Genomic DNA, 24,368 nt, shown 5'->3' with positions numbered 1-24,368 from the left:
GGGTGACGAGAGAGGAGCTTGCCACTACACCTGCACTGAAAACACAAAGCCAGAGTGCTGTCTGGTCGGTGGTGCCGTGAATGCCGATTCCAATCTCGTAGAGGGCGATGATTGCGATCAACAGGGGAGGTCTGTGGTGATGGTGCTGCGCATACGTGGTGGCTGTTAGGCAGTATTCATGTCCGTTGTGATGTGTAGGTGACCTGTTCGTCTGAGGCCGCTGCCGGTACCGTATTCACATTCTTTGGATTATCCAGATTTGTTGGGTTATTTGATGTCATCCGTGGGCGTTGGAGCTGGCACGGAGAGTCCGCTGGCAGTGCCAGCCGACAGTCGTCGAATCGACTACTGTGTCAGCCTGATTTGCATATCAATCAAGATTCGCCTTCAGTAGCAGTGCAACGCCCGTGACTGATACTGACATCCCGAGGAGAATGAGACCGAGGTACCCCACAGCTATCGACCCGATATCCTGAATGGCCGAATGGTATTGGTTGGTCGTGTGTAGGAACAGCAACAGGGTGCCTGCGATACTAATGAGGAGCCCTACCGCGTTCGTCCACAATCCTAACGTTGCCATAATGTTATGACGCTTACTTGAAGTCAAGTCAGTGTAAAGTGTCTTTTGTCTTTACAGTCTGCTGACCGGAACAAGCTGAGCTATATCTGCTGAGAGGTATTGCCCGGTCTGCTGAACACACCCTCTGTCTGTGTCACGCCGCTCTTGACAGGACTTAGGGGGTTCTGCGGTCGTGCTGAATAGAAGGTACGTGCCGCCTCTGTATGTTGGTTTTCAAAGCGCGTAGTCAACGGCCTCGAATGTATTCGCCAATCGTGTGAACCGCCTCGGGGTCAAGTGGTTCGAGACGCGAAGCGTCTCGTCATCACGGAAATCGAAGATTTCCGTACGACCCCGAGGCACTCACCTCGATTACCTGTAGGTAGTACGGGCACTCAGGGACGCACTCTACTGGCGACCGAGATACCGCTTGCACTCTGCGATCATCTCGTTGACGAATGACTCAGTCACTTGTCCCTGTGGGTTGACGACTGCGTCATGTTTGATTATCGCAACGACCCATGGTGAGCAATATGAGGTCTTGCTTGGGTTTTTGCCACTCACCCAGGCAGCTCCAAGCTCGTAGTTTCGCGGAAGGTCGCTTGTCGTCAGAGCTGCACAGATATACTCTTCCCCAGGGTACGGGAGTGAGCTAGCGGCGAGAACTAACCAGAGGCGTGGGTTTGACCCACGTCGGAATGGATCCGGTGCCCAGAATACGTCGCTTTTCTTGAAGCGAGCGGTGTCAGTCACGTTGTTTGCGTGGGTCAACGGCGTGTTCTTGCCAGTCGTCGTACTCAAATGGTTCCTCTTCGCGACTCGCTGCAACAGCAGCAGCATGGTTGGCTGCAGCGTCGAGGCTCAAGACGTGATCACTAACACGCCAGTACGTGCCGCGATGTTCGACGCGACCTCGTTCTCTGAGCCTGACGAGCGTTGGACCAACTGACCCGGATTTGACGGCCGTCCGCTCGGCGATCTCGCTTTGTGTGAACGCTTGATCAGCATGCTGCGCTAAGAATGAGAGGATTTTGTAGGCGTTTGTCCCCGGACTTGGACCATCGTTGCCGTCGTCAATTGTCTCGAAGCGATCCGCGCTGATGGGCATAGTATATCAGATGTACTAAATTGTATTGAATATATTGGAATGCAGTCCCAGCGCTTATTCTGAAAACTGCTATTAGTCGTCTGTCTCAGAGAGGAACCAATCTGTTTTCTGGGCGTATTCACGCAACCCGATCTGGACCCACCGGTTGTACTGTTCGGCCGCCACGTCGATGTCGTCGGGAGGGCGTTCGAACGTCCCACGATGCGCCCCTGAACGCTCGCGAAGACTACCTAAGCTTGTGACACCCCCCAAGAAAACCGCCCACCACTCAGTCGAAGGTACAGCCCTCTTCGACGCGTGTTACACAGAGGACACCGGAACCACGAACGAGAGCACGGTGTTGCAGCACGAATTTAAGAAAATAGTATAGCGATATGAGCTATATAGATTGTATAGGGGCGAGTAGAGCTCACGAAACCCTACGTACTGGACTCATCAAACACCTCGTTCAATGTGTTTCGTTGTCCAAGATAAGTCGGGTGTGGACGTAGCGAACTGGATTCAGGAAGACGAAGAGACGAACCATCGTATGATTTGATTTTATCATATCCTGCCAGGTCAGGTCTGTCACGTACGATAATACTGTACTCTGTCGTAATATCAAACCATCCACTATCAAACGCCCAGTGATGGCGTCTGCACAATGCAACTCCATTTTGTAGCACGTCCGGTCCCCCCTGGTTCTTGGGGAGGATATGTGCAGCCTCAAGGTTATGCGATCCATCAGGACCCTCAATCCGAGATCCACAAACCGCACAGCCTTCATAAAGTTCGTAGACTCCTTCTCTGAAGGCTGCTTCGCGTTTCTCGCGCTCGATTGACTCGAGTTCTGACTCGATCTCCTCTTGTGGGATCTCTTCGTGGGAAAGTTTCCGAAGTACAGCCAGAATATCTTCAACAGTTGACGTGTCACATAAGCCATCGACGTGTGCAGGAAACGGATCTTCTGATCGCTTGCGGTCTCGTAAAAAGGCATCTACTGTACCGTATTTATTGACGAATGGCTCTATCGTGTCGCCGGTCAGCAATCTCGTTGGGCCCTGATCCGGGACTGCAGTAAATTCTTTTTCGATCATCTTCCGAGGGATATCGATCCTCTGGATGTCTGTTCCAACTACTAGATTAGGTCGCGGGCTATCGATTCCCCCAGTTCTCGTCCCGTCCTCATACTCAACCCACAAATCGGCCATTAAATTACTGCTCTCGACGGTTGCCTCCACCGGTACGTAGTGTGTATAGGAATTGGAGTCCGTACTGAATAGTAGGCCATCGTTTTTCGAAAGAGCCTCGTAGATCTCTTGATTCTCCCGTCTGAACCCCCATACTCGTGCCGCATTAGGGATCGATTCCTCCTCATCGACAAGTGTTGACGTATTTACCTGCTGTGAAACAGATTTCGAGAAGCAGTATTGGAGATCCTCATCATCGTAGATATCAACGAGTACAAGATTCTCTAACGACGGTCCTTCCACTCCACCATGCTCTACCAGTTCGTCCGTGATGTCCTGCCCGATAGATTTCCAAGAGGGTTGATGTTCTCCGATCTCTAATTTGATGCCATGTGGATCACGTTGTTTCAAAATGTGGGGATTCTCTGAAAAGAACCGTCGGATAACGAGCTCTGGAGCATGCTCATCTCGCAGGTAGTGGATCGCGTGCGCCGGCTTCGTCATTCCGGAGCTGATTTTGAAGTCCCAGACACCACGCTGCCGGTCTTTCATGCTCACATCTTGTGGGAGTTCAGTTGAGAGCGTTGGCCCCTCATTGCGGAGTTTCTCTATGTTTTCAGACCCACGCATCTCCGGTGGAACCTCTACATTGCTAAAGCGATATTGAATCTCCGCTGGCGTGATACCTGCTTCTTCAAGCGCAATCACGAACGAGCCGAACTCCTTGGTGTAGAGTTCGTAGGGATATTCTCCATATTCCTCAACATCTGATCGCCGTGGGGACTGATCGATCTGTTTGTCAACTTCTTTAAGCGCATCAATCAGTTCAGTCCGATTAACATCGGCCGTGACACCGTGAGTTGGTTGAATATTAGCGGCTTGGAGTGCCTCATGCCAAGTGCCAAACTCTTTCTTGTAGTAGTAAGGCGAGTACGGACCATCGTCTCGCATGCTCCTGACAGTCGGTACACCACCAACTTCCTCTGCAAACAACTGGAGTTCATCAACAAGTTCCTGTTTAGAAGGAGTCGGAGCCATTATCGAGTACATGCAATTCCAAGTGATAAAATCACCCTCAAGCGAAGGAGTCTAGTTAGCACACATTAGACTGGTGTGCAACAGTTATCAGGGCACTGTCTAGTTAGTGACCCCCTCAACCGGTGTTCGTCCGTCGAGCGCTTGATGCGGTCTCTGAAAATTGTAGTAGTGCACAAATTGTATGAACCACTCGCGGACACTCCCGTGACTGCCGACCCACGAATGATAGACGCGATCAACTCGCATTGTGAGAGTATGAACCTACGTTTCGATGCGGGTTCGCCCGACGTAGTCAAGCCGACCGCCCAATCCTACTCGAGAGCGGGCAGTTTGAGAGCCGTCGCCATCACCGAGATCCACTGCGTCTGAGAGATCGTGGTTCTCCGAGAGTCGATGGAGAAACGCAGCAGCCGGGTCGGTACCATGTCGTCCAAACAATCCGACGTCACGAATCAGCTTTGTCTCGATGTCTATTGCAGCGTCCAACCAAGACCATTCGCCATTGATTTTGACAGCGGTCTCGTCGACCGCAACCCGCTTCGGCGTTGCCTCAGGCGGGTTGTGACCGCTGTCAGCAAGCCGATGTACCCACTGCCAAACAGCTTGGTGAGAGCGTTCAACGCCGAGATATCGAAGAATCTGTTTTGTTTCTCTGAGTGAACATCCGGTTGCGTGGAGCTGGACAGCGAACGCCCTGACGGGCGTCCTCAGAACGCTTCGCGTTCTGATGGGCTGCACGAGAGCTCTGCTCTCGTGAACGTTCGAAAGGCTTGCGTCTTTCGAGCCCACAAACTCGCTCCGCGAGTTTGGGACGTCCCCAGAAATCTTCGATTTCTGGTGTCTCGGAAACCACTGGTTTCCGATGAGTCCGCAGAATCGCTGATTCTGCGAGATGCGAACGAGACGCTTCGCGTCTCGTCACGTCGCTGTCCGCTCACGCTCCTACGTTTCTTCTAAATCCGTCGCAACGCACTCGCTGAGCAGGGCTGCGAGCGACATAGCCAATTCACTCAATGACCTGCTCGCTTCTCAAACTGGCTTAACTAGACAGTGTCTTGTATGCGTTTGTGCCTGGACTTGGGCTATCATTGCCGTCGTCAATTGTCTCGAAACGGTCCGCGCTGATGGGCATAGTATATCAGATGTACTAAATTGTATTGAATGTATTGGCGTGCAATGCCAGTGTTTGTCTGAATAGCAGCGGTAAAGGCGAAGCCGAAGCGGGTTGCGGTCGACGAGACTGCTGTCAAAATCAACGGCGAGTGGTCTTGGTTGGACGCTGCAATAGACCTCGAGACAAAACTGATTGTTGACGTCAAGTTGTTTGGACGACATGGTACCGATCCGGCTGCTGCGTTTCTCCATCGACTCTCGGAGAACCACGATCTCTCAGACGCTGTGTCTCTCGTTGATGGCGACGTCTATCAGACTGCCTTCTCGAGTAGGATTGGGCGGTCGGCTTGACTACGTCGAGCGAACCCGCATCGAAAAGTGGTTTCACACCCTCACAATGCGAATCGACCACTTTCATAATTCGTGGGTGGGCAGTCACGGAAGTGTCCGCGAATGGTTCATACAATTTGTGCAATACTATGGTTCCAGAGACCGTATCAAGCACTTGACGGACGAACGCTCGCCGAGGAGGCCACTAACTAGACAGTGCCTCTCTACGGAAGCACTCAACGAAGTCGATTCCATTTGAGTACACGACAGCAAGATTTAGCAGAGCGACGATTAATGAGTAACTAAGTCACAAATGCCGGACTTCTATGCTGGGTGTGTAACTGAGTGTCTCTCCGAAACCAAACTTGTCGTAATGCGGCGTAACGGAAATGAGGTACTGGTAGAAAACGCAGTTCTGCACGAAACAGATTATGACTCCGTCGAGTTAGGGGACCTCGTGAAAATCGAGGAACGACCTCCTTACGAGGATCGGGCAGTTGATATCTACTCTCGCCACGGTTTCTCCTCGGGAAATATCCCTGCTGTAGTTGAAGACGTCTTTGATAGGACAGCCATCGTGCGTACTGATAGTGGACTTTCTACAGTCACCCGAGTCCCTGACCATGTCAATGCTGGCGAAACGATACAAGTTACAGCAGCTATGACCTACCACGGTCATCTTTCAGATAGTCCACCAGATGTTGACGATCTTCTTCCCGAGTCAGAAACGAGCGGTGACGGTTACGAGTGGCGTTACGACGATGACATTTCCGTCACGCTTGAGGATATCGGAGGCTTGGGCCACGTCAAACGAGCCATCCGAGAACAGATCATCCAACCACTTGATGCGGAGAATGAAGAATTGCGTGAGACTCTGAGTGTGACACTTTCTCAAGGGCTGCTTTTCTATGGACCCGCAGGGACGGGAAAGACTCGAACCGCGAAGGCTGTCACAAATCACGTTGACGGTGATCTCTTCATCGTAGACGGCCCGGAGCTCGTCAGCAAGTACTACGGTGAAACTGAGCGTCAGATCCGAGATGTCTTCCAAGAAGCAGAGCAGGCAGCTGAGACCTCAGGGAATCCAAGTATCGTCTTCTTTGACGAACTCGATAGTATGGCCCCATCGCGTGGTCAAGCGGATGAGACAGAGCGCCGGATCGTCGCTCAGCTCCTCTCAGAACTGGACGGATTTGACGAGCGAGGAGATATTATCGTCATCGGAGCAACGAACCTCATCGATGAGATCGATCAGGCAATTCTCCGACCTGGTCGGTTTGACACCCAACTTGAGTTCTCTAAGCCTGAACCTGAGGCACGGGAAGCGATTCTTCAGATTAGTCTTGGAGACACTCCTATCGCAGAAGATGTAGACCTCACAACCGTCGCTGAGCAGACGGGAGATTTCACCGGGGCAGATTTGGCTGCAGTAGTGGAGCAGGCGAAGTACCTCGCGCTTCAAGACGGTGAGGAGTCCGTTCGCATGGAACATTTACGAATTAGTGCAGCACGACGGCAGGAGGCACAAGGATGAGATTTTCCAGGGTTCGAAACTACTGGCGGTACTGGCGTTTCGGGCGGGCATCTGGTGAATCATCTAATGATGAGGGGAAACAGTTCCCGCAGCTCCGCGAATTCGTCTACATTGATCAGCGGAGTGTACGGAGTCTTCTGGCCTCGACCGACTCTGGTCGAGTGGCAGCTGAACAAACGAATCGTGAGAGCAACATCAATACAACACAGCATTCTGCGAACCTTGGTGCTGGTGCGGGACCAGTTAATGTTGGTGCCGGAACGAACCAGACTTCCCAACAGGGTAATGAGACGGAGAATGTCTATTCATTCGACCTAATCCAGTCGAAGTTCACGCGACTTTACGAGCACGAAGAAATCACTCCTGAAATATCATTAAATCCTGATGGAGGATATGAGCTTGAAGAGGATATAAAATCATCCAAATTAGAGCGGGGTGATGTTCTGGAATTTCGGGGAACTATCCAGCTTCATCCATTATACAGAGTATACCGGGCGATAGAGTACATCAACACGGCCGTTCCGGATGAGACGGATATATCGGAAGGCGATATGCGGCTCATTGAGGAAAGTCTAGGGAATAAGATCCCAATAGAGATTGGGGTAAATGGACTCTCCATAGATGGGAACGGAAGTATCTCTGGAGATTCTCAAGGGGACTCACTCAATATCGTAGCCTTACTTGACGAATCAGAACTCTGGACCGAACCAATTCAGACGTTGGCCTCAAGCAAGCAGTATCGGATTTTCTGTCGTGTGGAGTCCATTCGGCCAGATTGGTATCCGATGAAGTTGGTACGGGTCCTTGAGAGTATTTCGTCGGATCTTGCGGAAACGTTTAACGAGGATTTGGAATCGGGATTACAAGCAGCGATGGATCGGTTTGAAGCGCAAGTTGAAACTTCGAATGAGAATACGGGCGCTGACGAACAGAAGCTCCGGGAATTCACAGAATTCCTTGCTGAAAGAGCCGAGCGTTCGATTGGGGATGACCGAATAGACGATATCGTAGGCCACGCAGCGGATGCATATTCATCGGAAGCATCAGTTGAATTCGAACAGGAGGTAGAACTCCAGAAGCAAGCGTACGATTCGTTCAACCAGATACTGTCTGAGGACGAGTTTTCAGAGGATTCAGCCACGTTACGGTCAGAGTTCCATCAACAAGAATCACCGTCACAATCTAATGACTCCGAACGCGACTTTACAGCCCACTTAGAGGTCAACGTGATTGGAGTATACTGGTAATTCCACTTTGCTTGGAGTGTGTTTTGAGAGGGGAAAGTTCTAGGCACCAGCCCTTATCAACCTAGCTTCACACTTCCCCATATGGTCTCGCCACACCCTGATTGGGAAGATACAGAGAACGGCTATGAGAATGGGTCTTGGCGATTATATCTGCGCGAGAGTCGTCGAAATTCCTTCGCCATTGAGGCAGCTGGCAGTACTTTACCACTTCCTCCAGAAGGGCCGCTACTCACTGTCGAAGATCAGCGGAAGGCTTGGGAGATCCTCAATATTCTCACCTGGGTTGCCTCATATGAGGGCTTAGACGTCCTCCTTGGAAACATCGAAGAGCCATCTCCCGGATACGGCAAAGAAAATTGGAGTGTCGGAAAACGGGTGTCAGCTGATATCGATGCTAAAGACGCTGTCGCGAATCTTCTCGGACCATATCGATTCAATCTAGAACCAGCACTAAAGGGCGAGGAACCGCCTTCACCCGCAGACCACGACCCAATCGATGAACAAACATAGTCCTCAGATCGACCTCTCGATCGATTATTGACGTTTGGGTACCTCAGATCGCTCGGTTGAGGCGATCCACGAGCGTGAGCTGCGGGAAGAACAACTATCAACTAACTCTCTACCTTCCTTCTCAGTGGAGCAGATGGTTAGATTATTTTCGTCCCGGTATGTCCATCGACATGGAGCCGTCCATCCTTGATGCCGATGGTGTGTGCACCTGGTTCGGAGATATGGTACGGGAAGACAGCAAACCGGATCCTGTAGAGCTGGACGTCCTTGGTATCGCCGAAGATGTGGGCGTCGAGTTCAGGCTTGATAAGCGGGTTCCGAACCGGTAGTAGCCGAACGTTCGCCGTTCCTCTTGTTACGTTGAGGGTGAGACTTTGAATCAGTATTAGATCCAGGTTCACGTAGTCGCCGGGATTTTCCTGCAGTTCTTTCAACGTCAAACGGTAGTATGTGTTGTCGCCTGCGGCCGGGAAGCTATGGGTTCCGACGACGGCTACGTTGTACTGAAGCGGGCCTTCCCTTGTCCTGAGTTGGCTGGACGCTGAGCGCAGAGTGCTGCGTATCTTGTTCTGGATCCGGTCCTGTCCGTAGAAGCCAGAGCTGAATTGGATGCGGGCTGCGCTTCCCGGAGCAGAAGGTAGACGGGTGGCCTCTGCCCGAATGTCTTCGGGAGATTCGTAGAGGATGTCGTAGGTGGCGTTGTGGGAACTGTCCTTGATGGACTCGTAGAACTCCTTGACCTTGTTGTGGGCTGCCGGGAAGAACCCGTTTGAGTCGTAGAAATTCTTCGCCTTGACTTGGAGCTGGTAGCTCTTGTTCTCGTATTCTACCAGGATATCGACGTCACCGCAGTCGACGTCTGGTTCGATCTTGATGTCTTCTGGGTCGACGACTCCTTGGTCAACGATAGCTTTCGCTGTCCGTAGTTGGGACTCGAACCCTATCTTGTTCCCTGTGTCGCCGTATTCAACTGCGTGGTTGATCAGGCCCTGTCCTTGTTCGGAGATCTGGACTCCCCTCTCCTCGAGAGTGCTGGTCAAACGCTGGATTTCGAGGGCAGAGGGGATCACTGATTTGGGTTACTGTCTCCGGAAAAATAAACGGACTGGAGGTGGGAGACAGATAACACGTTTAAACCGGTCGGAGGCTGTCACCACTGGGATCTGAGGATCTGTGACTTCTATTGCGACTCCTGTGATTTCCAGATTCCGTCCGGGTTCGGAGAGTACAGGTACACAATGGATGATGAGAGCGAGCGACACAAGTTGAGTCATCCCTGGAAGATGTAGAAGATGAGTTGACTATGGTCCGGGGCACGGTCACGGATTTCACGTTGACGACGTCGGAGTTGTTGTTCGAGTCTGTAAATAAGAGGCGGTCGCTGCTGAACGCGCATGAGCAGAACTCTGCTCCGGGGAGTATCCTCTGCCGACGTTCCCAAGGAAGTACTGCTGATTATCTGGTTCTCGGTTCTCCTCTGTCGCAACGCTTATTTAGTGATCAATGGTATCTAATAACATGGTGGGGCGACGTGGGAGATACATATTACCGTCATCCTTCACATAGGGAAGAGATTGACCAGATCGTTGAGGAGCGGAAGGTTGAGTCAACCAGCCCCTCTCCCTTGACGTATTATTCCACCGAGAGATACGAAACCAGAGAAGAAGCCAAGGAAGAACTAGCTCTTCCGCGTCTCCATGATTGCAGAGTAGGACCGATACTACCAGATCAGCTGCCGACTCCAGTTATCGGGCCTCGAAGGGTCCAACCCGACAATGGCGAACCAGGGGGTGGAGAGGAGATTGCGGTTGATGGGCCCGCATACGTATTCGGGGTAGCGGATCTGTCCACGCTCGGAGATTGGAACCCCGACATATGATTGTCAGGCTAACTGTAGGGGAAAGAGTCATGCTCAACAATGAGTATTGTTACCTATGGGCATTGAGTATCGAACGGCCGAGGATGTTCTTGACGATATCGATCAGATCTTCTCCAAACTTATTGATGAACACGACTTGGATAACAATTTACTGGAGCGGTGGAGGTGGGGCGAGCAGAGTACACGTCTATCCTGGACCGAAGAAGACGGTATCGGGAGGAACATCAAGGCCCTACTTAGACCGGATGACGACCTCAGGGTAGAGGTGCAAGTAAATGCATGGAAAGACTTAGACAGGGAAAAAACCGAGATGGAGGTTAATTCCGATCTTCCAGAAGACTTTGAGCTTCGTCTATGGCGCCACGAAACAATTGAGGTAGCTGCAGCAGACCCTGAGGAGCTGCAGAACATTATTCATGAAGATGCCTTCCCTTTCGTGCAGGAGTTAGACCAGGACGAGTTGACCCGGCAAAAAGTTCTTGAATAATATCGGTATCCTCCCCCATCGATACTCTCAATTACCTGTTTAGATTTTTTGCGAAAACTTCCTGTCTAACTCCCAAGCACGCCCACCCGACCCCGAGCGGGGTCGGATAGCCGTGGGTGCGGCTGCTCGCTCGGCTGTCGTCGGCGATTGCGGACACCCTCCCAGAGAAGGTACACCGACCACCGTGTCTGTGGTCGGAATCGATGGTCTGGGCGTGGACGACTGATTGGTGGCAGGGACTGGTGGGCGGAGAGTCTGGGAAGTTCCCGTCGACCTCCGGGGGTTGAGGGGTAATTGGGGGTCGACGGAAACATTGATCAGAATTCAGCGTGTACAAGCCTCCAGCCCCGTGTTTTGACACGTGTTTCAGACGAACCCTTGTGGGTTTGAAGCGTCGAGAACGACGCGATCGAGTTCTCGCCGTCGCGTTTCAGACGAACCCTTGTGGGTTTGAAGCGTGACGTGGCTTACGTTGTGGGCAAGCTGCGGAACAGTTTCAGACGAACCCTTGTGGGTTTGAAGCTTCGACCTCCAAGTGATGTCAGCACCATCGACCAAGTATAGACGAACAAGCAATACAGAGATAGTGTGGTGAATCTGGGTACTCGCAGTTTGAATTAGCTGGCCGACAAAACACGAGTATGAAACTGGCTACGTGGAACTGCAATCAGGCATTCCGAAAGAAACAGCAGCAACTCCTCAAGCTTGAGCCGGATCTCGCAGTCGTACCTGAGTGCGAGAACCCAGCGAAGAAAGGTAACTGGGCTGAATTCACGGATTGGCGGTGGACGGGTGACGATCCGCACAAGGGCCTCGGCGTGTTCACCCGAAATGGTATCACAATCTCCAGCACCACGGAGATCACCGAGGCCGACCACGTTCTCCACATTGAAACCAGTGTCGTGGATGTGCTCGCGGTGTGGGCAATGAACGACAAGGACAACCCGCGGCAACGCTACATCGGGCAAGTTCACACCGTCCTCGAAAACCATCCCGAACTGGTCGGTGCGGACACGGTCGTCGCCGGCGACTTCAACTGGAACGTGATATGGGACGAGTCACCGAAGAGCCAGCTCTGCGGCGACTTCGGTGACGTGCGAGGGATGTTGAACCAGAACGGACTGTACAGCGCATACCACGCGGTGTGTGGTGACGAGTTCGGCGAGGAGACGGAGGCAACGTTCTACATGCACAAGAAGGAAGAGCGACCCTACCACATTGACTACGCGTTCGTCCCACAAGGGTTGATGGAGTCGGATGTTGAGGTGACCGTCGGTGAGTACAGAGAGTGGATCGACGCGAGCGATCATATGCCGCTGGTTGTGGAGACAGGGTCCTGTTGAAATCCCTATTGGTTCGACACCCATCCCGCTGAACCAGCCGTTCGGGAGGAGTGCGACTCGACCAGACACAGGTGTGTGTCAGGCCCCGGCCCTTTCCCAGTTGGAACCAAAACTCACGGTAGATGTCTGAAATACAACTCCTTCGGTACCGACTCAAAGACGGCCAGCGAGACCGACTCTACGAGTGGATGGACACGGTCACCTCACGACGAGACGAGGCCCTTGCCACGCTACAAGACGAGACCGTGTACTCAGAAGCAGCGTTTCTCGAATCGAGGCCCGACGGAGAATACGTGAGTTTCTACATGGAAGCCGAGGCTTTGGAGGCGGCAGCAGCAGCGTTCGAGGCGTCTACACACGATATTGACCACCAATTTAAACAACTGTTGAGCGAAGTGGTTGCCGAAGAGCAACCGGACGAAGACATCGAACCGCTCTATCACTTAGCGAACCCTGACCGTCCGTCATAGTGTCCAAGGTGTGCCGATTCCCTTGTTGACCCGTCCCCTAAACGTTCAAAGTAGAACGAGCGTTACAGACGTACCCTCGTTGGGTTGTAGCTGGGGATCGAACAAGGCTCACGTTTCTGCTCAATCCGTCGCACTGCACGCGCGGAACAGAGCAGGGCTGCGAGCTTCATCCCAAACACACTCAACGACCTGCTCGTTCCTCAAACTGGCTTAACTAGACAGTGCCTTAGCCCCAATATTGTCTGATATCTCATACTTGGTAATCCAAACGCAGGCCAGAGAGTGAAGACACAGATAGTGTCTTTTTTCGATGTGGTCATGTGGACAACATCTACTCTACTTGTTCGTTCCCTGCATTATGAGTCGTGCCGTCACAAGGTCCCGTTCTGAGGCCCCGAGGAATCCCTTCGTGAAGCCCGCACCGAATCTCAAGTCGACGAGAGCATCACCTCTCTCGGGGACTTCCTCACGGTCTACGACAGTAGCGAAGCGAAAGGTGTGGGAATTTCCTGTCGCGCCGTCAAACATCAGATGCCATCGGTACTGTCTCGTCAAGTCGGTAGTGCCCAAGTAAAGGTTCGAGTCAGCGTTGCCATTGTCAGCCGGAACAATGTCTCCAGAGTGAGAGACGAGAGACCCTGAGGTCCAACCGTGTTCGACCGTCAGGGAAGCAGTTTTCCACCCGCTCCTCGCATTATAGTTCGATCCTGGGATAAGTTGATACTTGGTGACGAGGGCGTAGCGACCAGTTGATTCGAGGTCGTGAATCGACGCGGACTGTCGAACGGTACCGTACGTCTTGCTTCCCGCCGTTGTCGTGTCAGTAGCCACGATAGGGCTGGTCCGTTGACCTGTCGAGGGTACTGGCTCCTCGGCGTATGTGGCTGCTGGAATGGAGGGCTTGCCGTCAATCCCGGCTTTTGCTCCGAGAACGCCAGCGACCCCGATGCTGCCGACCAATCCGAGAAGCGTGCGACGTTGCATTGTTCCGAGGGAATCTCTCTGAGATTGAATACCTGTTGATATACTAATAAGTGGGCTTGCGTATCAAATAACTCTGGTTGTACAGCGCGCTCAACAGACCCTTCATCGACCAATTGTTGTAGACGAAAATACACCTGACAAGGAGGATTCAACAGAGCCGCGACAGTCGAACCACAGATGAGAGATCTCAATCTGCGTCGAGTGTCGAGAGAATCTCTTCGGCCGTCCTGCTAATCCGACCCAGTCGTTCTTGTAGCACGTCCGTCTCGTCATCCCTTTGCGATTGACGTCCTTGAGCTTTCCAATGGGAACTACCGTCCCGGGCGCCGTCTGCAACTCCTCAAACACCCCGACGACCGCACTCATCAGGTCTTTCCCACCGACGACGGCTTCACCCAGCCGCCGACCAATCGCCGCTCGCGACCAACCATCCAGCTTCTCGGCCAGCCGCATCGACTGTGTGTTCACCGCCGCCAACTGCTCCTGCGTGCATTCTGCACGAGGATCACCTCGTTTCGGATCCGCCCACGGGCTCACGCTCGCTGACCGGGGCGCAGCTCTCCTTCACGACCAAGACGTCTGTGGAATTTTTCGCGGTCTGTTTGGTAAGAAGCGAACAAAATTCATTACTTATGTAATAGCAGTGAGGAAGCCTCTATGAGTACAACTGTATGAGTAACCGGAATTTGAGGGGGTCAGTCCGAGGGCGCCCCCGTAATCTAATCGTTCGATATACGGCCCTCACAATTACTACCGCTGCGGTGTGTGCGACGCTGGCGGTGCTCCTCAACCTACCTGTCGAGACTGAGAATGTTAGGGCGCTGCTGACGACGTTGGCGACGGCCGAAGCTTCGGTCTTGGCAATCGTCTTCTCCGTTACGGTTGTCGCCTTGCAGCTTGTTGTGACGCGGTATTCAGCCCGCCTCACTTCGCTCTTCGTCAAGGAACCACTGTTCCGGACGACATTCGCTCTGTTTGTCGGCGCAATCGCGTTCAACTTGCTCGTCGTCTATCTGCTCCCAGTCCAGAACGCCCGCCTGACGAACGCCGCCGTCGGAGTCGCATTTGCGCTTGCTGCTGTCTCAACACTCGCGCTCTATCGATTTATTCGGTTGATGATTCAGCGCAGCTCACCTGATGAACTCATCGCCGTGATGGTCGAACGAGAACTCGCACCCGACGAATACCTTCCAGCGACCGTCGCGGAGTTCCAAGCGATCGAAGTACATCCAATTCGCCCACTTTATCGAACTATTGCTCGAGCGCTCGAACTGGGCGAATATCAAACAGCAGAACAGGGGATCAACGGGCTTCGGACAGTACTCATTCGGAGCTTCGAGTATCTTGAAGACAAGTACGCTGAGCCTGCGTCTGAGCCCGACTCTACGTCTGCTGAGGATGCCGCCCAGTATGCAACGGTCGTTTCGACCGAGATACTCACGGAGTATGTCTCACCGATTCTGGAGCAAGCATACACACACGAGCAGTACGATTTAATTTCGGATGCGATTGGCGACGTCGAGGCAATCGCTCTCGATGGACTCGGTCGGGGCTTTACGAACGTCACCGAAGACGCCGCTGAGGGACTTGGAGACGCGTTTGATGCAGCCCCCTTAACGTGGGAGGGGAACCGACTTCGCAGCCCAGTCAAAGAGTCGCTACTCGAGCTGACAAAGGCCACAGCCGCCGATGTTGAGTATACGACGTTCTTGCTGGTCTCGCATCATCTGGATCATCAACTGACAGTACTCCTCCGACGGCGGCCGGACGCGAACGTCACGCATCGACTCGTCGGGGACTATTATAGCCGGGAGACTGCAGAGATATTCGAAGTCCTCGTTGACAGATACGCCGACGACGTACAAGATCAGGATATCAATTGGATCTCGCCGACAGAGGGGCGGAAGTGGACGCTTCCCGATGAAGCGGAGCCACTTCGACACTTCTGGCGGGAATATGCCAGCTTCACAGAGACGGTTCTGCAGTACCGTGTCTCAGAAGAGGAATATCCGTTTGATGGAGGCTCGATCGACGATGGTTGGAAGCGGATTACAGAAAATGCTGCTGACGCTGGCATCGATGGCCTTGCCACGCTGTGCTGTATTACGACGCTCCAGCTTGCCTATCATGTCGACAAGCTCGAAAATGGTCGCCTAGGTATGTGGACGAACAACCTTGGTCGTCTCAGACTGGACTACGATCCGGCCATCGTTGATAGGGCCTTCGAACTCTTGAAAACAGACGAACGACCAGAGGGACAAAATATCTCTGTTCGGACCATTGACCCTACTTCGGCTGACACCGATAAGGGATTCTTTTCACAGTTCCTCAACAGTGATCAGGAGGATGTGCCGTTCGAGGAGTGGCTCGTCGACTTCGAGCGGAAAGTTCACGAACGGACCGAGTATCTCCAGGAGCGACAATAACGCAATACCGTTTCAAACGGTTAACTCAGTGATTGGTAAGCCATCGGTCAGAAACCCAGAACCGATGAGAGAGTTACGAATCTTCATCCCCCGTAGTATCCTGCTTATTTGAATCAATTCCCTCCTCAAGTATTTCTGCGAACTCAGACTTATCGACAAATCCTCCACCAAGACCTGCTGCCAAAACATCCTGACGGTGACTGAGCCAGTCCTCGAATGACTCATCTGAATCAATATCAAATTCGTATCGATATCCGGTCTGGGGTATCTCAACCGGGTCAACTGTCTGTCTGAAATTGATCCACTGAGTGGGGTCAATCTCCTGCGATAGGAGCTGTTCAATCACGGCGATGACCTCACTGTCTGAAGTCTCGTTGCGTAACATTGGATTGAAATCCTCCATGATGCCATCCGGAGTCTCGTTCGAGAGGTATTCGAGATAGAGAATGGTGGCAATCCACATCTGTCTGAACGAGTCCAATTCACTATCAGCGAGCTCCGAAACAGCCTTGACCCAACCGTATCCGACATGTCCCCAGTCAGGGAAATTCACGCCAGTTCTCAATTCATAGCGGAGAAATGAAGCTGTGAGTTCGGCTACCGAAATATAGACTGCTTGAATAGATCGAGCCTCGGAATATGAATCATGAGCACCCCCCGGGTAGGGTGATCCCCAATTCGTGCTATCGTCGTTAATCGCATCAGCCGTTGAGTCGACGAGTTCACGCAAAACCCCAGGTAAGTAGTTGATGACTGCGCTCGTGTACCGACGGTCATAGTTTTGATTCTCATCCCGAACGTGGACTGAGTTCGCCATCTGCCACCCCAGGAAACGTGTCGCTTTTCCAGTTCCCTCCCACAAACCGGCCTCAGCAGCACTTTCTAACACATCTTTCGATGACTCAATCGCTTCCCCCCGCACTCGTTCATCAATACCATCGAAGTTCAAATCAAGAACAAGATTCGAGAGCCCTTGCACAGTGAGGAGAACTGGTCGATCCAACGATTCATCAACACCTGCCTGGCCAATAGTCTTCAGTGTTTTAATGACCTCATTCGACCCCTCCTCTAATTCAGCCGCAACAGCGGTCTCGCAAGTGTTCGTGAGTCGATTAGTACAGAGTTCCTCAAACGAGTCGCCAACAGGCGTATCCTCTTTGAGCATATCTCCAGAGCAGTCTTCTAGAAGTTCGCTCACGCGTCGGCTGATGATATCCAATCCCAGATAGACAGCTGCAGCGTCGCGCTCATTGATTTGCGAATTGATGACGGACATTAGGACAAGAAACGGGTCCGGCTCACTGTGGTCATCACTTGCCGCTTCTGCCTGTTCGATAATCTGGGGTGCATTCAGATCATCATCAAGCCGATTCAGAATGCCCTCTGGAGTACTCTGCTCAAGCGTTCGGTCGACAAAGTCGAAGAGCGAAACGAATGCGACGATGGCCAAAATACCGGATAGGTACGTCCAGAGCTCAATCAAAAAATCACCTACATGCCCAGAAAGAAACAAACCGAGAAGACTAACGCCGATCGAAACTGCGAATATTCCGACTGTTCGCTGGTAGACCTTATCCGAGCGAAAAATGTCAGGGAGACGAGGAGAATATTGAGAGGTAGACAACTGAACACCCAGAATAACCACCGAAAAGACGATTGCAAAGATTGAAGCCTGAATCGCAGACAAGGTCGAGAAAATCGATGTCCCGACCACTGAGAGATCCATGTCCAGACAGTAGGCATATGCAGGCGGGATTAGTAATAGCAAAGCTAGAGTATAGCGAAATTCATAGAGAGTTTCGTTACGCATTCGGTTTAACTGTTAATAGCGGGTACAAGACATTATTGGATGACAGGCGCCAACCTAGTTAAGTCAGTGTGAGAAGAGGGACGTCGGGATTTGATATAATAAGAAGCGAGCCGAGCACGTCAACCGAACTTTCGAGGGAGAGGAATTATTGAATGTGGAAAGGTTGTACTACTCATTATGTTGAAGGATGTGTGACCTAGCATTCAGAAGTGGAAATTCACTAGCATTATATGCCCTCACTTTTCCACCTAAGCGGGGTTATCCGGGCAGACCCCACTGCCACACCATTGGCGTGGTATGTAGAATTACTCCTCCCAGAATGCACGCTGACGGTCTTCAATCTCGGCAAGAGCCGTTGAGAGGACGTCACANCACTTTTCCACCTAAGCGGGGTTATCCGGGCAGACCCCACTGCCACACCATTGGCGTGGTATGTAGAATTACTCCTCCCAGAATGCACGCTGACGGTCTTCAATCTCGGCAAGAGCCGTTGAGAGGACGTCACGCCAATCGTTGGGGTGGGACGAATCTTCTCCAGGCGTCGGTGCATCTGGACCGGGATGGATATGGTCGCGAGCGTTGTGATCCGATGGATGGCGGTCCCACCGATGATCGAATGTTCCTTGCTCGTGATCTTCGTGGTAATGTAGCGAGAAGTCGCCGTTCTCGAACCAGACAATCTCTACTCGAGCATTTTGAACACTCGAGGGGTAGAACCGTGTATCGCACACACAGACCAGCCGTTCAGGGGCAAATTCAGGTCGGTCGACTATCTGAGAGAATCGCTCGTCGGTAACAAATCGATCTTGGATGACGTCCAAGCGGTCAAAATCAATTGGGGCACCAGAAACTCGATGAGACCCACTACCCTCATCCCGCCCTGTCATACTGCCGTTCGCTGATCAGCAGCGTCACCCGACTCAGTTGCTAATGCCCGTTCGAGAAGGTCAACCCGACGGCGAGCCGTCTTCCACGCAGAAACAGCCTCCCAAACAGCTTCTATCGATTGTTCAGTAGCCGATGCGTGCCTTGAGATAGAGACCGCTTCCGGCGAGTCGACATCGAACTCCTCGGCCAACTCCTCTGCCCGCGCTGCCTCGTCTTTCAAGAACTCAAGGAGCTCTGCTGACGAATACTCGTCTTGGAGCGTCTGGACCCGCCGCCAGTTCAAGTATGATTGGTTACGCTCGTACGTGGCCGGCGACTCGGTAACCTGTTTCACGATACCCATATGTTCGAACCACTCGAGGTACTCTCTCGCAGCGTCGACGCCATGGCCTGCGAGGTCTGCAACTTCGCTGGCGGTCGCTGGATTGGCGAGTCCCAGAACAGCATCAAAAAAATCGTCTCGCGTCCGCTCCCCACGGACAAGCTCCTCTGGCGAGGTCAGAGAGTCGAAGTCTGGCGATTTAGTTCGCTCCTCGGCATCAGCCTTCAGTTCAGAGCGTGGTTCTTTCATACTCACACCACGAGAAGGACAGGAATAAATCTTGCTAGCACGGATTATTCCGTTTCAATGATTTTGGGGGAGTGTATTAACCAACAGAGGTTAGATACGCCCATTTGTTGGTTAACACAGTTGTCGATGTCTCATATCTGGTGTAGTGCTTTATTACAAGTACATCGAAAATGAGACATCTCGAAAGCTGAGAACAAGTAGCGCCAGTTCGTCACTCTGGACGGACAACTCCGGTCGCACGAGTAGCACTCTGCGAACACACCAGTTGTCCCATCGGCGTCCTCGAACTCAGTAATCGATTGATAGGCTTCGATCTCTTCGCCGCAATCAGGACATCGACCAAGTACCGTCTCTTGAACCTCTATAGTTGCCTTCGCTCGGTAGATGCCCAAATCAAAGAATCAATGAGTCAAAGAGTCCATGAAGTTGTTAATTTTGGAAACCAAGAGTCCAGGAACACATGATTCGGAGAGTCACTGACAATCACTAAGACGAGAGTCATTGAATCCATGAATCCTAAAATCAGTTATTCAATGAATCAGTGAATATTTGAAACACTGAATTGGGGAATCAAGTACTCACCACCAGGAGCATTCCTTCACTGAATCAAAGAATCAAAGAGGGCAAGAGATTTTGATTCAATGAATCAGTGAATCAGTGAATCCATGAATCAATGATTCAATCATGCTAGAGCGATTTAGGCACTTCAACCCATCTACTGCTCGATTACGACAGAATCGGGATAAAGAAGATACAACTGAATGTCTGGAATGGATTTATGAGTCAGTGATTCAATGATCGAACTATGAGCGAGACACCCCGTGGATGGGGCGTCACACCATCCACAGGCATCCCCACGATTGCCTTCGGGAACCAGAAAGGCGGGACTGGAAAGACAACGGCAACGATCAACAGCGCAGCGGCGTTGGCTACTCGCGGCCACGACGTTCTGGCGATCGACATGGACCCACAGGCCGACATGACGAAAGGACTTGGTCTGGGGCCGGGCGACGAGAATGACCCTTCGAGTCCGAAGAACGAACTCCCCAACACACTGGTCACCGATGACGCGAACCTCCTCGACGTCCTCGTCGACAACCCGCGCACGCACGATACTAGTCTGTCGGAGATCGTGATCGAGGCCGACGAGTACGACCATCTGAACTTCGACCTCATTCCAAGTCACAAGGACATGGGGCTTGCCCGAGATTGGATGGACGATGCGAATGCCCGTCTCTCGTTGAAGCTCGCCCTCGAAGCAATGGTTGACGACGGCTACAACTACGATTTCATCGTAATCGACTGCCCACCAGACCTCTCCGTCCTGACCGACGCGGCGTTCATCGCAGCGCAGAACGTCTTCCTGGCTGCACAGACTCAAGCAACATCACGGGACGCACTCGACGACCTGTGGGACCAGCTGGAGTCTATCGAGAGCAACCAGCAGATCGAGATTGCAATCGTCGGACTCCTGGCGAATATGTACCGGGACGACGGTCAGTCGAAAAAATTCCTCAACGCCTTCGACGAGTCTTTCGCGTCGATGGCACCGATTTTCAAGCTCCCGATGCGAGTGGCGATTCAGCGCGCATGGGACAACGGACGAGATATTTTCGAATGGGAAGACCCGAACGATCAGCAAGTAGAGCGTGACCTCTTCCTAGAAGTTGCAAAGACGATGGAGCGGGCGTTCGACAAGGCCCAAGTGGAGGCATAAGTATGCCCCGAGGAATGGATGAGCGATTCAAGAATCCGTCGGACGAAGGGGACGAAGAGGACGCTAGCGCCGAAGAGGAAACTGCAGCGACGTCGTCAGAAACAGAAGCAGAAACTCGAGGTTCAGGGAAGGCCACGGGAAACCAGTCGAATCAGCAGCGGGGCTCAACCACGAGTACCACCGAATCGTCTGCAAGTGAAGCGGGAGAGGCAGACGATGAACCACTGAATATCCGTGAGGACTGGGACTCAGCCACGATATACGTAGAACCGGAGCAGAGCGAGGATATCGAGATTACATTTACTCGCCTGAAAAAGCAGCTGAAACGCGAGGGTGTCACGCTGGAGAAGAACAAACACTTCTATCGTGGGATCTTCGAGGTGGCGTTTGGCGAACACCAAGAGGAAACGAAAGAGAAGATTCGGGAACTCGCAAAGCAAGACGTCGATCAATGAATCACTGATTCACTGAATATCTAATGTTCAGAGGATGGCCTAGCACCGGTATACAGCACTCGTTTGCCCGTTCTAATCTCTGTGCAGGCTAAATCAAGCCCCACTTCACTGGAGCATCAACAGTTGATAGCGAGCCATTTTATGGGTTGATTCAATTGTTAACCAACAAAACCGCGAGTCGAGAATATCTGTTGGTTAAGGCACGGGAAGCTTGACTCGTATTCTCAGACAGAAAGAAGAAAATTGTGCAACTACACACCCCTCGTCAAGAGTGAAACAGAACGGTAATCTAGGGGACTAGAGGTGAACTGTACGATCTGTGTACCTTCCAGCCAGGTTCTTTCACTCTTGACGAGGGGTGGTCAAATATTGGCATCCATCTGATTTACAGTCTTGACGAGGGGTGTGTCTTCATCGAAACCATCTGCAGGGGAAGATCAGCTTTCACTCTCGGTCACTTCATTCATTGCCAACTGCGAGAGAAGGATGAGCAAGTCCCTTGTTACACTTCACGTCACAGAACTGCCCGCGAGTTACAGAGTCACGTTAAAATCGGAACCCCCACACCCCGTGTGCGAAATGAAATCTAGAAAAAGGTGAGAGGGGTGATTGCCGAGAAAAGATGGAAGACGAGCAAAGCAGACGATTTTGTACGAGAGAGAAGTCGAGAAGACGAAATTAGAGAACGTCTATGTCTAGAGAAATTTTTATATAGATACCTTGTCAACTGATTCCGTAATGGGGTTAGGGTCAGCTAAAATAAAACAGTTTGTTTTGTGACAGAACTGCTTCCCTCGCAATTCATCCGTTCTATACACAGTGCTGTTCTTCCGTGTATACGTCCTCTCACAGCTTCTACCGTCCATTCTGTCGTTGTTTCTCCGCCCACACTTGCCAACCTCCTCTCTAAATTCATCTCGCACACGGGGTGTGGGGGTACATTTGCCTCGTCTTTGAGGGCTTCAGTGTGATTTGTCGGTTAAGTCGCCAACATTATCCAACCGTATCTCACGTTCAGATTTTCATTTCGCACACGGAGGGGGGATCGATAGAATTCGATTGAGCCGGGCTACTTCCTCGACATACCTGATTTCATTTTGCACACGGGGTGTCTCTGAGTAATTGATTTCGCCCACGGTCAACCGGTCTTCTAAATCGGCCCTGTTAAAATCGTCTCTATCGTCTGAATTCACCAAATTTAATCTTGCACACGGTCCCCCACATCTATTTATGCCTTCGACGTAATCCCGCAAATATGGCTGACGGTGACGATCAACAATCTCTCTCAGAATCTATCAAAGGGCGTCTTCAACAGGGGGTTCAGAATTCTGTCTTTCGAGACAAAGGACTTCTTGATCCTGATGCTGTCATCGACGAGGACAGAATCGTCGGTCGCGATGACCAGCTAGACGATATAATTACCTACCTTCGACCGGCGCTACAGGGCAATCGGCCTCCAAATATGCTGCTCTATGGTCCATCCGGCACCGGAAAGTCGCTCATCATCAACGCAGTCTGCCAGCAAGTACTCGAACTCGCGAACTCACAAGGTGACCGCTTTGGCGTCATCAAAATCAACTGCCAGACAATCAAATCTCATGACCGTGCTGTGTATCGCTTGGCCAAGAACGCAGCTGACGAAGCTGGTGTTGACGTCAACATCCCACAGAGTGGCATCTCGACAGACCAGAAGCTCAATCGGTTCTACGAGATTTTGAGCAACAATTTCGACTCGGTTATCGTCATTCTCGACGAGGTCGACCTCTTAGTTGGTCGACAACGAGATCCGAACGACGAACCGGCCTATTCGAAACTGCTCTACCAGCTGTCGCGCGCTTCTCAACTCGGTCGGATTGAGGGGCACGTGTCCGTCGCTGCACTCACGAACGATCCTCGGTTTATGGAGGACCTGGACGGGCGAGCCGAGAGTTCATTTAACCCGCAAGACGTCGTCTTCCCTGACTACGACGCGAATCAACTCCAGTCGATTCTTGAAAGACGTCGTGACGCATTTCAAGACGATGTCCTCGAGGACGGTATTATTCCGCTCAGTGCAGCATTCGCTGCCCAGGACCACGGGGACGCTCGAAAAGCAATCGATCTATTCAGAAAGGCCGGTGAGATTGCGGATCGCGCGGGTGAAGATACGATTCGTGAAGACCACGTTCGCGACGCCCAGACAGAAGCCGAAAGGGACCGCACGTTAACCCAGATGCAGGGGCTGTCAACGCAAAAGAAGCTCTCCCTCTACGCAACTGCTATCGTCCCTGTGTATTCCCAGCGCAACCTGAACGCCGTTCCAAGTACGGTTGCGTACCGCGTCTATCAGTATCTCACTGACCTGCTGGACGCTGACGAAAAGTCACGCGACTCCTATCTACGGTATATGAGTGAAGCTGAAACCTACAACTTCGTCACATCGGCGAAACGAGGACGAGGTTATGGGAGCGGGGTTCACAAGGAGTACACTTTCGTCGACGACCCAGAAGTGGTTGCCGAGACACTTCAGGCCGATTTCCGACTCGAAGAGGTCGAACAAGAAGGAGACCTTATCAAATCTGTTGTCAATGCTCAGATAACGGATTTCTTTGAAGGGAAATAACACGAAAAGACGGCGACGACGGCGTCGAATTCATTTCGCACACGGTGTGTGTGTGGGCTTTCCCTGACGAATAGTTTGATTTACTAGATGTGTATGACATTCATATGCAAAATTTCATTTCGCACACG

At 52.0% G+C, this 24,368-nt stretch carries 17 protein-coding genes and 4 pseudogenes; 11 read left to right on the top strand and 10 right to left on the bottom strand.

What is annotated here, in order from left to right; all coding sequences use genetic code 11:
* Positions 1-1,304: 1,304 nt before the first annotated feature.
* The 3 genes and pseudogenes from C453_RS01125 to C453_RS19390 form a co-directional block, all read right to left on the bottom strand.
* Positions 1,305-1,667 (bottom strand): MarR family winged helix-turn-helix transcriptional regulator, encoded by a 363-nt coding sequence (locus tag C453_RS01125; RefSeq protein ID WP_008322141.1) that lies wholly within the window; start codon positions 1,665-1,667, stop codon positions 1,305-1,307.
* A 419-nt stretch (positions 1,668-2,086) separates the two neighbouring features.
* Positions 2,087-3,874: a homing endonuclease associated repeat-containing protein gene (locus C453_RS01120; RefSeq protein WP_049907386.1), complete on the bottom strand. Its 1,788-nt coding sequence runs from the start codon at positions 3,872-3,874 to the stop codon at positions 2,087-2,089.
* A 99-nt stretch (positions 3,875-3,973) separates the two neighbouring features.
* Positions 3,974-4,612 (bottom strand): annotated as a pseudogene (locus C453_RS19390) (IS6 family transposase).
* 468 nt (positions 4,613-5,080) lie between these two features.
* Here C453_RS19390 and C453_RS19385 point away from each other — a divergent pair.
* The 4 genes and pseudogenes from C453_RS19385 to C453_RS19805 all read left to right on the top strand — a co-directional run.
* A pseudogene (locus C453_RS19385) lies at positions 5,081-5,530 on the top strand (DDE-type integrase/transposase/recombinase); the annotation flags it as partial.
* A gap of 100 nt (positions 5,531-5,630) precedes the next feature.
* Positions 5,631-6,851 carry an ATP-binding protein gene (locus tag C453_RS01115; RefSeq protein ID WP_049907384.1) on the top strand — a complete coding sequence of 407 codons (1,221 nt, stop codon included), beginning with the start codon at positions 5,631-5,633 and terminating at the stop codon, positions 6,849-6,851.
* A complete protein-coding gene (locus C453_RS01110; RefSeq protein WP_008322130.1) occupies positions 6,848-8,098 on the top strand; it encodes a DUF6414 family protein in 1,251 nt (416 codons plus the stop codon). Before C453_RS01115 ends, C453_RS01110 begins: the two co-directional genes overlap by 4 nt.
* Before the next feature lie 81 nt (positions 8,099-8,179).
* On the top strand, positions 8,180-8,608 hold the full coding sequence (locus C453_RS19805; protein WP_152417975.1) for a hypothetical protein: 429 nt from the start codon (positions 8,180-8,182) through the stop codon (positions 8,606-8,608).
* Positions 8,609-8,745: 137 nt separating this feature from the next.
* Here the strand turns inward: C453_RS19805 and C453_RS01105 are convergent, their stop codons facing one another.
* Entirely contained in the window at positions 8,746-9,648 is a 903-nt protein-coding gene (locus C453_RS01105) for a hypothetical protein (protein ID WP_160163380.1), read from the bottom strand.
* An 894-nt stretch (positions 9,649-10,542) separates the two neighbouring features.
* Here C453_RS01105 and C453_RS01100 point away from each other — a divergent pair.
* From C453_RS01100 to C453_RS01090, 3 genes are all read left to right on the top strand, one after another.
* Entirely contained in the window at positions 10,543-10,974 is a 432-nt protein-coding gene (locus C453_RS01100; RefSeq protein WP_008322128.1) for a hypothetical protein, read from the top strand.
* A 641-nt stretch (positions 10,975-11,615) separates the two neighbouring features.
* Positions 11,616-12,317 (top strand): exonuclease/endonuclease/phosphatase family protein, encoded by a 702-nt coding sequence (locus C453_RS01095; RefSeq protein ID WP_008322127.1) that lies wholly within the window; start codon positions 11,616-11,618, stop codon positions 12,315-12,317.
* Between the two features lie 122 nt (positions 12,318-12,439).
* Positions 12,440-12,787, top strand: coding sequence for a DUF6176 family protein (locus C453_RS01090; protein ID WP_008322126.1), 348 nt, complete (start codon positions 12,440-12,442; stop codon positions 12,785-12,787).
* Between the two features lie 336 nt (positions 12,788-13,123).
* Here the strand turns inward: C453_RS01090 and C453_RS01085 are convergent, their stop codons facing one another.
* Both C453_RS01085 and C453_RS19380 read right to left on the bottom strand, forming a co-directional pair.
* Complete coding sequence (locus C453_RS01085; protein ID WP_008322125.1) at positions 13,124-13,771, bottom strand: hypothetical protein; 648 nt, start codon at positions 13,769-13,771, stop codon at positions 13,124-13,126.
* A 276-nt stretch (positions 13,772-14,047) separates the two neighbouring features.
* A pseudogene (locus C453_RS19380) lies at positions 14,048-14,320 on the bottom strand (DNA-binding protein); the annotation flags it as partial.
* A gap of 122 nt (positions 14,321-14,442) precedes the next feature.
* On the opposite strand from C453_RS19380, the gene C453_RS01080 reads away from it, so the two are divergent.
* Positions 14,443-16,197, top strand: coding sequence for a DUF2254 family protein (locus tag C453_RS01080; RefSeq protein ID WP_275039754.1), 1,755 nt, complete (start codon positions 14,443-14,445; stop codon positions 16,195-16,197).
* Positions 16,198-16,270: 73 nt separating this feature from the next.
* Here C453_RS01080 and C453_RS01075 read toward each other — a convergent pair whose 3' ends face one another.
* From C453_RS01075 to C453_RS21085, 4 genes and pseudogenes are all read right to left on the bottom strand, one after another.
* Complete coding sequence (locus C453_RS01075) at positions 16,271-18,007, bottom strand: DUF2254 family protein (protein ID WP_241430646.1); 1,737 nt, start codon at positions 18,005-18,007, stop codon at positions 16,271-16,273.
* Between the two features lie 440 nt (positions 18,008-18,447).
* Positions 18,448-18,894 (bottom strand): hypothetical protein, encoded by a 447-nt coding sequence (locus C453_RS20950; RefSeq protein WP_083881560.1) that lies wholly within the window; start codon positions 18,892-18,894, stop codon positions 18,448-18,450.
* A complete protein-coding gene (locus C453_RS01070; RefSeq protein WP_008322122.1) occupies positions 18,891-19,466 on the bottom strand; it encodes a DUF7342 family protein in 576 nt (191 codons plus the stop codon). The genes C453_RS20950 and C453_RS01070 overlap by 4 nt, the downstream gene beginning before the upstream one ends.
* A gap of 211 nt (positions 19,467-19,677) precedes the next feature.
* Positions 19,678-19,831, bottom strand: a pseudogene (locus C453_RS21085) (DUF7837 family putative zinc-binding protein).
* A 440-nt stretch (positions 19,832-20,271) separates the two neighbouring features.
* Between C453_RS21085 and C453_RS01065 the strand changes: the two are divergent.
* From C453_RS01065 to C453_RS01055, 3 genes are all read left to right on the top strand, one after another.
* Entirely contained in the window at positions 20,272-21,183 is a 912-nt protein-coding gene (locus C453_RS01065) for a ParA family protein (protein WP_008322121.1), read from the top strand.
* A gap of 14 nt (positions 21,184-21,197) precedes the next feature.
* Entirely contained in the window at positions 21,198-21,638 is a 441-nt protein-coding gene (locus C453_RS01060; protein ID WP_008322120.1) for a hypothetical protein, read from the top strand.
* A 1,255-nt stretch (positions 21,639-22,893) separates the two neighbouring features.
* Entirely contained in the window at positions 22,894-24,240 is a 1,347-nt protein-coding gene (locus tag C453_RS01055) for an orc1/cdc6 family replication initiation protein (RefSeq protein WP_008322119.1), read from the top strand.
* The last annotated feature ends 128 nt before the right edge of the window (positions 24,241-24,368 follow it).

Source organism: Haloferax elongans ATCC BAA-1513, assembly GCF_000336755.1.
Taxonomy (GTDB): Archaea; Halobacteriota; Halobacteria; order Halobacteriales; family Haloferacaceae; genus Haloferax; species Haloferax elongans.
The sequence above is the reverse complement of the archived record's forward strand: the minus strand, read 5'-3'. Positions and strand labels throughout refer to the sequence as shown.